We start from the raw sequence: 10739 nt of genomic DNA, 5'->3' as shown, positions 1-10739 counted from the left end.
AATCGCGACAGGATCCATCCGTCGCCCACTGATCGACGTTGAGGAACTCTCCTGGATGCCGTGTTCGAAAGTTGACCGGAAAGGGATCGGGTGTTGGCGTGTCGGGATGGACGAACACCCCTCCTCCTTAACCGAGTGGCATTGGGGTATACAGTCAGGCGCTCGGTCCGGTCGGGAGGCGCGAAAGGACGGCCGCGATGGCGAGGAGCTCCGCGGATCCCGATGACCTGGATCGTTTCATGACGGATGCCCATGCGGCCCGGGAGGATCTGTTCCTCCAGGCGCTGGGGGTACGCGCGTATTACGACGACGTGGTGGCGCGGCTGGGGCCGCAGTACGGTCTGTCGCATCCTGACCTGTGGGTGAAGCTGGGCGAGCATCTGTCCGACGCCGGCGCCCGGGAGGATTTCGTGGGCGCGGTCCGGGACGCCTTTGTGGCGGCGGACCGCGGGTCGAGGGCGGGCCAGGTGACGGTGAGCGACAACCGTATCGCCTGGTATCTGGAGCGGGCCGGGATCACGGCCCTGCCGGCGGAGACGCTGACAGTAGATGCGCCGGACAAGTGGGGCCGGGCGCCGGACAGCGGATTCGTGAACGATCCGGTGTGCACCGCGAACGGAAACTTCGTGACGCAGGAGTGTGACCTGCCACTGCCGGGCCGGGCGGCGGTGGCAGGGTGGCAGCGGACATACAACTCCCGGGCCGCCGGCCGGCCCGGTGCGCTGGGCCGCGGCTGGTCCTGCTGGGCGGACACGGTGCTGGACCTGGGCGACGATCTGGCCGGTCCAGTCGGCATGGCCCCTGCGGCCGGTCGGGTTGGTATGTCCGGCCCGGCCGAGGTGCTGGGTTGGCGGGGGCTGGACGGCGCCGAGTCGCTGGTGGCGTGGCCCCGGGCGGATGCGTCGACGGCCATGCCGCGCCTCGGCGGGATGCTCCACCTTGACGGGGACGGCTTCCGATTCACCCGGGGGCAGGACGAGAGCTGGTGGTACGACGGGTCGGGCCGGCCGGTACGGGTGCGTAGCGGCCCGTCGGAGATCGTCCTGACCTGGGCGGACGGCCGGCTGGAGCGGGTCGGGTATCCGCGGTCGGGGCGGTTCCTGCAGGTGGGGTGGGACGACGCCGGGGAGCTGATAACGGCGGTCCAGGCAAGCGACGGCCGGGTAGTGCGCTATTCCTATGACAATGGCATGCTGGTGGCCGTCAAGGGCGGCCCGCAAGGTGTGCAGCGGTATCGTTATGAGGGCGCGCTGCTGGCGGAGGCTTTTGACGCTGACAGCGTGCGGCTTTTCCACAACATCTATGACGGCGCCGGCAGGGTGCTGACCCAGGCCACGCCGGAGGGCCGGGTTGCCCGGTTCGGTTACCCCGGCGGGTACCGGACGCTTGTCACTGACACCTCCGGCACCTCCGGCAGCCCGGGCAGTGCGGGCGGAGGTGCCATCAACGAGTACCGTCATGACGCGGCCGGCCGGCTGGTGTGCGTGGTCGACGACGCCGACCGCGCCTTTCACCGTGTTTTCGACGAGGCCGGCCGGCTGCGCGGCGTTCGGGAGCGATCCGGGGCGTCCTGGTCGATGGAATACGACGACGCCGGGAACCTGACCCGCCGGACCGGGCCGAACGGGAGCACCGAGCAGTGGGTTTGGGATTCCGCCGGCCGGCTGGGCACCCATACCGGTCCGGACGGCTCCCGCACCCGTTGGCTGTATGCCGGCGCGGCCCGGACGCCGGTGGAAATCGTGGACGCGGCGGGCGCCGTCACCCGGATTACGGTGACCGACGATGACCTGCCCTCCTGCATTGTTGATCCGGACGGGGTTTCCACTCATCTGCGCTGGGACGGTGACGGTCAGCTGGTCGAGACGCGCGTTGCCGGCGGGGGGCGGGTGCGGCTGCGGTACGACGCTGCCGGCCGGCTGGTTGGCATGGTCGGCGCGGACGGCGGGTCGTGGCGCTGGGAGTGCGACGAGGCGGGCCGGGTGGTGGCGCAGGATGCCCCCGACGGCACACGCAGCCGCTTCACCCACACCCCGGCCGGTCGTCGCGACGGCTACCTCGACCCGGCCGGCGGCTGGTGGCGTTCCCGCTACGGTCCGCACGGCCTGGTCGAGCAGGTCACCGACCCCACCGGCTCGTCCGTCGGCTTCGGCTACGATCTCTTCGGCAACACCACGTCGATCGTGGCGCCGGACGGGCAGGTGTTCGCCTTCGATTACGACGGCCTGAGTCGGCTGACGGCGGTCCGGAACCCGGTCGGATCGACCTGCCAGCGCGGCTACGACCCGGACGGCCGGCTGACCGTCGAGGCCGACGCGGACGGACGCGAGTGGCGCCACGGCTATGACGCGGCGGGCCAACCGACCGAGCTCACCGGCCCGGACGGGCGGGTCTGGCGCCGCGGCTACGACCCCGCCGGCCGGGTCGTCAGCGAGACAGAGCCAGACGGGGCGACCGTCCGCTACGAATACGACCCGGCCGGCCGCCTCACCGCGGTCATCGATGCGGCCGGCCGCCGCAGCACCGCGGAATGGACGCCGGGCGGCCGCCTCGCCGCGCAGGTCACACCATCCGGCCGGCGCACCAGCTACGGCTACGACTCCGCCGGACGGCTCGCCCAGACGGTCTCCCCGTCTGGCGGGATCACCCGATGCCAGCACGACCCCGCCGGCCGGCCGACCACGCTGGCCACGGCGGCGGGCCGGCGGACGCGCTGGGAATACGACGCCCGGGGCGACGTCCGGGCGATCATTGGCCCGGACGGTGGCCGCGCCGAGATAGTCCGCAACCACCTGGGGCTGCCGACCACGGTCACCGGCCCCGACGGCGCGGTGCACGCCTACACCTATGACGCGCGCGGCGGGATGGTCTCCGCGGTGGACCCGCTGGGCGCGGTCACCCGCTACGGTTACGACGTCCGCGGCCAGCTGCGGGAGTGGACCGACCCGGCTGGCGGCTGGCACGAGCTGGGCTACGACGCCGTCGGCTGGCTGACCGGCCATACCGATCCGCTCGGCCGCACCACCAGCATCACCCGCACCCGCAGTGGCCTGGTTGACACCCTCCGCCACGCCGACGGGACCGGTCTGCGCTGGTGGCATGACGTCGCCGGTCGTCTCACCGGCGTCGGCCTTCCCGACGAACCCCAGCCTCGCCTTCACTACAGCTACGACCAGGCCGACCGCCTCACCCACGCCCACCAGACCTCCGCGGTCCCAGCAGCCCGCGCAACCCCCACCGCCGTCCGCCCGATCGCCACCACCCACGGTGCCACCAGCGACTTCGCGGACCGCGGCGTCGCCTTGACCTACGACGTGACGGGCCGGCTGCTGACCCGGACCACGGCGGCTGGCCGGCTGGAATGGACCTGTGATCCGGACGGCCGCTGCCTGACGGTCGGGCAGCCGGGGCGGGCGCCGGTCCGCCACGACTATGACGCCGACGGCCACCTGACGGCCGTCGAGCATCCCCTCCTGGGCCGCCGCGCCATCACCCGCGACGCCGACGGCCGGCCACTGCACCCCGGTCGCATCGTCGAACGCGATCCCGCCGGCCGGATAACCCGGCTCGTCGACCGAGGCCGGGAGATGCGCTTTGCCTACGACGCCGCCGGCCAGCTCGTCACCGCCGACGGCCCGTGGGGACGGCAGACCCTGACCTGGGACGCCGCCGGCCGCCTCCGCATCGAAACCCACCGCACCGCCATGGGCGCCAGCGCCGCCGGCGTGGATGCCGGCGCTGCTGACCCGGATGCTGGCGCCGGCACCACCGACCGCTGGACCTACGACGCCGCCGGCCAGCTCGTGGAACACCAGCGCGGCACCGCCGGCCCGCCCGCTGCCGGCCCGCCCACCCAGGCCGGACAGCGCACGACCCAGGCCAGCCGCACCCTTTTCAGCTACGACGCCGCAGGCCGCCGCACCGGCGCCACCGGCCCGGCCGGCACCCGCACCTACGACTGGGACGCCCTCGGCCGTATCAGCGCCGTCCACGCGAGCGGCACATCCGGGACGGACCAGACGATCAACTGGGTGCTGGACGCCCTTGGCGACCCCCTCCAGGTCGACGGCACACCGCTGCTGTGGGACCCGGTCACCTGGCCCGGCACCGTCCACTCCCTCGGCACCACCATCTACGCCCACACCGACGACGCCATCGGCGTCCTGCCTGCCTCCTCGTCCCGGCCAACAGGCCCGCCCGGTTGGTACGCCACCGACTGGCAGCAATCGCTCGGTGACTCCCTCGGCGCCTACGACCCCTGGGGCCTACCGGTCCCCGCCGGTGCGTCCGGTCCGGTGGCGTCATCCGCCGCTCCAGCCGCCCCCAGCGCCGCCCCTGGCCGCACGACCACTCCAACCTGGCCGTCCGACCCGGCCGGCCCGACCGACCTGCCAGCGCATCGACTGATCAGCCTTGGATACCGCGGTGAGCTGACCGTCGACGGCCTGGTCTGGCAGCGCGAGCGCCTCCTGGACCCGGCCACCCGTTCGTTCCTGAGCCCCGACCCGCTCGAGCACGTCCCCGGTATGCCCGGCGCCGGAAACCCCTACCACTACGCCTGGAACGACCCGGTCGGCCGGCTCGACCCCACCGGTCTCCAACCCATCAGCGACGAGGCCTACAACGCCTACCGCTCCCAGCAGGCCAAGACCACCTTCGGCCGCGCCTGGCACACGATCAAACACGACCCCTGGGGCACCCTCGCCGCCGCCGGTGTCGTCACTGTCGGCGTCGGCCTGTGCTTCACCCCCTTCGCCCCCCTTGCCGCCGCCGGCAGCGGCGTCCTGTTCGGCGCCGGTATCAGCGCCGGCATCGGGCTGGCCACCGGTTCCTTCAACCCCCGGGACGTGGCCATCAGCGGCGTCGCCGGCGGAGTCGGAGCGGGCCTGGGTAATTATCGCGCCGTGTCGGTCATGACACCGAGGCTGTTCGCCCCCGCGACTACGGCGGGTGTCGTGTCCGGCGGCGTCGGCGATCTTACCGATCAGGAACTTACCCACCCCGGCCACATCGACGTCGAAAGCCTCGTCCTGGACACCTCCACCGGCGGCCTGCTCGGCGGCGCCAGCCGCTATGTGTCCGGCCGGAGCGTCGCCGCCCGCACTATTCCGGTGATCGGGCGTCTGGACGACACCGCGGTCGCGCAACCGTGGGCCGGCCATGAGGTGCTCGCCCTAAAGCCGTGGTTGACCGGGCCGTGGAACGAGAAAATAAACGATCGCTGGATCGACGGAATTATCCGGGCGAAACGCGTCGTCTACCTTGGCTCAACCCCCGATATGACAGATATTTTCACGCCGCGGATCGGTGAAAGTGTATTTAGGGTAGAAGTGAGAGATTTGCTGCAGGCAGGGTACAAGCATGTGGGCGATTATCTTGTCCCACCTGGAGGATGATATGGCCGACCGGAAAAACTATGATTTTCACTCGCTGAACATTCCCTATAAAATTTCACTGGACGAAATCGATCTTCCGCGACCTGTCGAACTTCCACAGGATGGCGAAATCCTTTCTTTGCTGCGCGCGGTAGATTCGCGGCACGAGCTTGCCGACATGCACAAGCTCCTCGGTAGGAGCGAGGCAGGGCAGTTGGGTAGCTTTGGCTCTCGCACCACCATGATGGCGGTTCGAAGGCAAGATCCAGAGCTCTTGAGATGGGGTCTCGTCGCCTTTTTGATCTGGATCCCTCATAGTCATGATTTTCGCGATGATCTACCGATCATGGCACTTTTTGAGCACAGCGCCAAGAAACTCAAGCTGAGTCCGTGGCGCGAGTTTCGCCGAGCAGCGAAGCGTGTCCCGGTGGCCCGGGTCTGGGTGCGCCGCTGGCTGCGGAAGCCTCCTTGGGAGAAGAGCCTCAAGGCTTGGCGCTACGCCGAGTCGGCCGACGACGACGGTTTCCGCTACCGGCAAACAAACGTTGCGCCGATGACACCTGAGCTGAGAGATATGATCGAGAATCCTGCGCCGATGACACCTGAGCTGAGAGCTATAGTCGAGGAGGTAGAAGAACGAGCGAGAAAAGCAGGAAAAAGGCGCCAGCTGTGAGCTCGGTCGACTCGATGCGCTGCCAGCAGCCGGCTCGCCCCCTGCCGTGTCGGTCAACAAGGGCGGCTCCGGTGCCGCGACGTCGTGGTCCGCGGTTGAGCCGTGGGACTGCCCCTGGGCCAGATCGGGGAGGCGGACGAGCTGCTGACGGACGTCCCGTTGGCGCTGCTGATCGGCATGGTGCTGGACCAGCAGATCCCGCTGGAACGCGCGTTCGCGGCGCCGCTGGAGCTGACGCGCCGGCTCGGTCGAGGGCTCGATTCGGCGGACTTGGCGGCGACGGACCCGGACAAGTTGGCCGCGGTCTTCTCCGTGCAGCCTGCGCTGCACCGCTTCCCCTACCCGGATGGCGAGAGGCATGCACGCCGTTCGGGGAGGACGACAGCTACCGGTCCATCGCCGACATCACCAGCCCCGAGTCCCGGGTCAAGGTCCGCGACTACAAAAAGGCGATGAAGGCGGCAGCCAAGGTTTCCGCCGGCTGAACCGGCGGTTTCGCAGTTCAGAGTGCTTCGCGATCTGAACCAGCCCACAGGAGTCCGCGGGGCGCGGTCGCGCCCGGCGTCCCGCTTCGCCGGACAGGTGGGTTGCGCTGACCGTTCTCCCAGCGGACAGGGCGGTTGACTCGTCGTTACGGAAACATTTCGCGACACGGGAGAAAAGCCCTTCCGGGCTCGCTTCCCACGCCTCGATATCCACATCGTCGGCGCCGCCATCTGTCCCCAGTGTATCTCGCCGCATCCCCACCCACCCCGATGGTCACATGACAGTCGTGTCGCGCCGCCTTTTCCGCAGCAGGGACCGCAAAGATATCGCTGCCGCCGTGGTGCTAGAACGGCACACCCGCCGGCGGCACGATGATCCTGCGGGCGAGTACCGCTTCGATGAAGATTTCGGGTGGCTGGTAGTGGTGTCCCTCGACGTAGTGGAACACCAGGTTCGGCGCGAGCAGCAGTTCCCCGCTGGCGGCGACCACGCCGATCTCGGCGCTGCCGAGCCGTGCTTCTTCGCCGCCGCGACGGACGACGTAGGGGGCGGCTGGCCTGGTGGCGTGCGGCAGCAGACAGCCGTAGTAGCTCCGGACGCGCATGACGGAGTGGTGGGCGCAGAGAGAGAAGAGGGCGTCGACGAAGGCGTCGTCGGGGAGTGCGGTCGGGAAGTCGTGCTCGGGCGCCAGCCAGCCGACCGTGAGCGCCGCAGTTCCGGGCGGCGGCCAGCCCTTGATCCTGGATATCGCTTCGAAATATGGGTGTGGAGAAAGATCGTGCCGGTATGGCATCGGACGGCCTTTCGTGTCGTTTTCTCTGGTGTTACTGACGGACGGTGCTCGTCTCTCCCCGTTGGGGTGCGGCCTACCAGTCCTGGACGGCTCGACAGGCGGCCCAGTGCCAGTCCCCCATATTGGGCTCCAGGAGCTCGGAGAGTCGGGTCGGCCTGTCCACAATTCTGGAGGTGGGGGCTATGTGAAGGTTTGGTCCGGGTAGGAGAGAATAATCGGGAATGCTGCTACCGGCAGGGTAGGTCATTTTTTCATAGAATTCCGGACCCATCCACTCGAAAATTTTTATGGTCTCGGTATCATTTGTCTCAATAGCATATCCGACGTCATCTCTTAGTCTCTCACCATGTCGGATGTACATTGTCAGACTGGTGCCTTCGGGGATGGTGACGGTCGAGGCGTCGCCGGGTCGGATCTGCCCGTGGCCGGCGAACACGGGGCGCGGGGGTGCAGAGGGTGGATCAGTGCCTCCTGCGGCAGACGGGACGGCGTCGCCGCTCCTGGGATCACCTCGGGTGAGGGGCGCCCGGCGAGCGAAGACACGACCACCGGCGCCGGCCAGTCCGCCCGTGCCGCTGCTGATGGCCAGCTCGGTGAGGTTGACGTGGCCGGGGTGGGCGAGTTGTTGGGCAGCGAGGTCCTCGGCACCGCCGGCGGCCGCGCCCGACCCTGCGGCGGCGAGGTAGGAACCACCGGCGGAGAGCAGACGGCTGGTGCCCTGGCCGACGCCGCCGCCGACCGCTCCGGCGATGCCGCCGATGGCCACGGCGCGGGGATCGAAGTGGCCCGTGACCAGGCCGATGCCGCCGGAGGTGGCGGCCCCGATGAGAATGCCGGCGCCGATGGCCTGGCCACCGGGCACGAAACACAGGCCGACGCCAGCGGCGACGACCCCCACGGCGGCCAGCGAACCCCAGGGGTCCTCCCTGATGTTCGTCCAGGCTTTCTCGAAGATGCCGGCGCGCTGTTGGGAGAGGTAGTCCTGGTACTGGCGGTCGGTGAGCGGGCGCTGACCGGTGGGATCGAGAAGGCCGACCGGATTGTTCCAGGCGTACTGATACGGGTTGGCGGCGCCGGGAAGGCCGGGCACGTGCGGAAGCGGGTCCACCGACAGGAACGAGCGGGTCGCCGGGTCCAGGACGCGTTCGCGTTGCCAGACGAGACCGTTCACCGCGAGCTCGCCCCGAAACCCGATCGTCGCGCTGTGCTCGATGGCCGGATCGGTGGCCGGATCGGTGGCCGGCGTGGCTTCGCCCCAGGGGTCATGGGGACCCTGAGCGCCAGGCGCCTGTGTCTCCGGCGTGACCCAACGGTCGCCGAGCCGGCGTGCGTGGCCCGGTCCGGCGAGGGAGTCCCACAGGACGGGGGTGTCGCCCACAGTGATGGGAGCACCACCGGCGTCGGTCACGAATCGGGTTGTGCTGGCGCCGGTGCGGTGGACAGCGTCCAGACGCCCGAGGTCATCCCAGTCGTAGGTGACAGTGCGGCCGTCACTGCACCGTTCGGTGCGGCGGCGGCCGGCGGCGTCGTAGCCGTAGACGGTACGGATCGGTGTTTCGTCATCGGCGGTGTCGAGGGTCTCGGTCAGTTGGCCGGCGGCGTCGTAGTGGGCCTGTCTGGTCTGGGCCGTCGCCGTGTCACCAGCCCGAGACCGTTCTTCGGCGATCAGGCGCCCGCCGAGGTCCCAGCGGTAGCGGTGGTGACCCCAAGGACCGTCAGCCTGGATGAGCTGACCGGCCGCGTCGTAGACAAAGCGAACCGGTTGGCCCGCCGCGGTGGTGGTGTGGACAAGCCGGCCGTCGGCGTCGCGTTCCCCGGCCTGGGCGGCCGCGGTCCGGGGAGGGACACTCAGCCGGCCCCGGTCCGGGTCGATGACGGCATCAAGATCGCCGTCGGCGTCGTGGTGGTAGCGCAGGCCGGGCGCGCCGGGGATCCCCACGGCGGTGGTACGGCCGTCAGGATCATGGTCCCAGGCGATGGTTCCGGCGGCGGTGGTGCGACGAGCCGGCCGGCCGACGGGGTCGTAGCGCAGATGGACATCACGGCCGCCGCCCTCGCGGGCACTGAGCAGACGACCGGCGGGATCGTAGTCGTAGGTGATCTGCGGGGTGTCGGCCGCGAGCGGTCCGCGGCCGGTGATCCGCCCGGCCCGGTCTCGCCAGGTGCGCGTGCCCGAGCCATCCGGATGCTGGACGGTTCGGGTCAGGCCGTCGACGTCGCGGCTGATGGTGGTGGTCCGGCCCAGGGGATCACTACGGGTCGCCAGCCGGCCGACGGCGTCGTAGCCAAAGCGCGTGGTGCCACCGAGAGGATCGGTCCAGGACGCCAGCCGTCCGCGTTGGTCGTAGTGGTAGGAGCTGACGGCACCGAGGGGGTCGGTGATCTCGGTCAGTGCCCCGCGGGCGTCATAGCGGTAGTGGTACGTGGCGCCGCCGGCCAGGGTGAGCCGGGCCGGCAGGCCCAGCGGGGTGTTCTCGGCCACCACGCGACCGCCGGACGGGCCGATGATCGCCGAGACGGCGCCCAGAGGTCGTACTCCCAGCGCATGGTGCGCCCGTCCGGACGGATGAGGGCGCTCAGCCGACCAGCCGCGTCCCATTGGTAGCGCTCGGTGGCACCGGAGGGCAGGCGCGTCTCGGAGAGCCGCCCTGCCCGGTCGTAGCCATAGGTGATCGTCCGCCCGGACGGCGTGGTGACAGCGGCCTGGCGTCCGCCCGGCGTCCAGACGTAGGTGGTCTGGTTGCCGGCGGGATCAATGACCCTGACGAGCCGCCCGGCCGGATCATGGTCTTGTTGGGTGCGCGCGCCGGTGGGATCGGTCTGGCTGATGAGCCGTCCCACGCGGTCGTAGGCACGCTGCCAGGTCTGACCGTCGGGCCCAATGATCGCGACCAGGCGACCGCGCTCATCGTGCTCATGGCGCCAACCGGCGCCGGCCGCGCTGATACCGGTGGTCTGGTGGCCGTCGGCGTCGTAGCCACGCCGCAGGGTCGCGCCGGCCGGATCGGTGACGGCGACCAAACGGCTCAGGCCGTCATAGGCGAAGGAGAAGGCGTTCCCATCTGGTGCCACGACCTGACTGGTGTTGCCGAACCGGTCGTAGTCGAAGCGCACGGTCGAACCGAGCGGATCGGCCACCTCGCTGACCCGGCCCGACGGCCCATGGGCCGACCGCCATCGGCCCCCGGCCGCATCCACATAGATCTCGGGACGGCCGGCCGGGGTGTGACCAAACTGGCGCGTCAGCCCGGCGAAGCGCTCCAGGGTTACCCGGCCGGCCGCGTCGGTCTCCCAGTCCCGAGCCTGCCCGTCCGGGCCGGTCATCCCGACCAGCCGCCCGGCTCGGTCGTAGCGGAAGGTCGTCTGACCCCCCACCACGGGTCCAGATGCGGGTGGGCTGGCCGTCGTCGTT

6 protein-coding genes are annotated in these 10739 nt (G+C 70.0%); 3 read left to right on the top strand and 3 right to left on the bottom strand.

Annotated features, from left to right (window positions below; translation table 11 throughout):
* Positions 1–239: 239 nt before the first annotated feature.
* The 3 genes from MXD60_RS09495 to MXD60_RS09485 all read left to right on the top strand — a co-directional run bounded on the left by MXD60_RS09495 (position 240) and on the right by MXD60_RS09485 (position 6504).
* A complete protein-coding gene (locus tag MXD60_RS09495; RefSeq protein ID WP_248818632.1) occupies positions 240–5396 on the top strand; it encodes a DUF6531 domain-containing protein in 5157 nt (1718 codons plus the stop codon).
* A complete protein-coding gene (locus tag MXD60_RS09490) occupies positions 5362–6048 on the top strand; it encodes a hypothetical protein (RefSeq protein ID WP_248818631.1) in 687 nt (228 codons plus the stop codon). Before MXD60_RS09495 ends, MXD60_RS09490 begins: the two co-directional genes overlap by 35 nt.
* A gap of 102 nt (positions 6049–6150) precedes the next feature.
* Entirely contained in the window at positions 6151–6504 is a 354-nt protein-coding gene (locus tag MXD60_RS09485) for an HhH-GDP family DNA glycosylase (RefSeq protein WP_283098073.1), read from the top strand.
* Between the two features lie 373 nt (positions 6505–6877).
* On the opposite strand, the gene MXD60_RS09480 is transcribed toward MXD60_RS09485, so the two are convergent.
* The 3 genes from MXD60_RS09480 to MXD60_RS09470 form a co-directional block, all read right to left on the bottom strand.
* Positions 6878–7327, bottom strand: coding sequence for a DUF7919 family protein (locus MXD60_RS09480; protein WP_248818630.1), 450 nt, complete (start codon positions 7325–7327; stop codon positions 6878–6880).
* 73 nt (positions 7328–7400) lie between these two features.
* A complete protein-coding gene (locus MXD60_RS09475; RefSeq protein WP_248818629.1) occupies positions 7401–9809 on the bottom strand; it encodes a putative adhesin in 2409 nt (802 codons plus the stop codon).
* On the bottom strand, positions 9716–10702 hold the full coding sequence (locus MXD60_RS09470) for a hypothetical protein (RefSeq protein ID WP_248818628.1): 987 nt from the start codon (positions 10700–10702) through the stop codon (positions 9716–9718). The genes MXD60_RS09475 and MXD60_RS09470 overlap by 94 nt, the downstream gene beginning before the upstream one ends.
* Positions 10703–10739 lie beyond the last annotated feature (37 nt).

Origin of the sequence: Frankia sp. AgB32 (assembly GCF_023243045.1) — a bacterium.
Lineage (GTDB): Bacteria > Actinomycetota > Actinomycetes > Frankiales > Frankiaceae > Frankia.
The sequence above is the reverse complement of the archived record's forward strand: the minus strand, read 5'-3'. Positions and strand labels throughout refer to the sequence as shown.